This window comes from Photorhabdus heterorhabditis, assembly GCF_001280945.1.
GTDB lineage: Bacteria > Pseudomonadota > Gammaproteobacteria > Enterobacterales > Enterobacteriaceae > Photorhabdus > Photorhabdus heterorhabditis.
In genome coordinates, this window is record NZ_LJCS01000190.1 from 1 (window position 1) to 976 (window position 976).

1 pseudogene is annotated in these 976 nt (G+C 60.6%); it reads left to right on the plus strand.

Features of this window, described 5'->3' with window-relative positions:
• Positions 1-976: pseudogene (locus AM629_RS21235) on the plus strand (S-layer family protein); the annotation flags it as partial.

Here is a 976-nt window from a genome sequence, read left to right on the forward strand (position 1 = left end):
TTTGAACTGAGTTTGCCGCCGGAAACCGTCAAAGGACAAACAGTCGACCCGGTGATACGCGTGGTGACGCCCGATACCCGCTTACCGGATAACAGCCTGTATACCGTGCAGCCGGGCAGTGACAGCCGCTATCTGGTGGAGACCGACCCGAAATTTACCCAGTACAAACCCTGGCTGGGGTCAGACTACATGCAGCAGCAACTCACCCATGACCCGGCTTTGGTGCACAAACGGTTAGGCGACGGGTTCTACGAACAGCGGCTGGTGCGGGAGCAGATTACCCAGCTGACCGGTCAGCGCTATCTGCCGGGCTACAATAACGATGAAGCCCAGTTTAAAGCGCTGATGGATGCCGGGGTGGCTTTCGGCAGGGAACAGCAGCTCACCCCCGGCGTCGCCCTGAGTCCGGCGCAGATGGCGCTGCTGACCTCGGACATTATCTGGCTGACCAACCAGACGGTCACGCTGCCGGACGGCACTACCGAGGTGGTGACGGTGCCGCAGGTTTATGCGCGCGTCCGTCAGGGCGACCTGCGCAGTGATGGCGCCTTGCTGGCCGGGAATACCGTGGCGCTCAACAGTCAGGGCGATATCACCAACAGCGGCACAATTAACGGGCGGGATGTGACTCAACTGACGGCCAACAACCTGACCAACCGCGGCTTTATTCGTGGTGGCAAAGTGGATTTAGCGGCCCAACAGGCGCTCACCAATCGGGGCGGCCGGATTCAGGGGGATGACCGGGTGACCCTGAAAGGCCGCGATATCACCAGCGCCTCGACCGTACGCGGGGATGAAGCTAACCGCTGGCTGGACCGTCCGGCAGGCATTTATGTGCAGAACGATAAGGGCACCCTGTCGCTGAGCGCCATCAATAACGTCCAGCTCACCGCCAGTGACGTCAGGAATGCCGGTCAAGACGGTCACACCGAAATAACGGCAGGCCATGACCTGACGCTGGACACCTTAAACACGC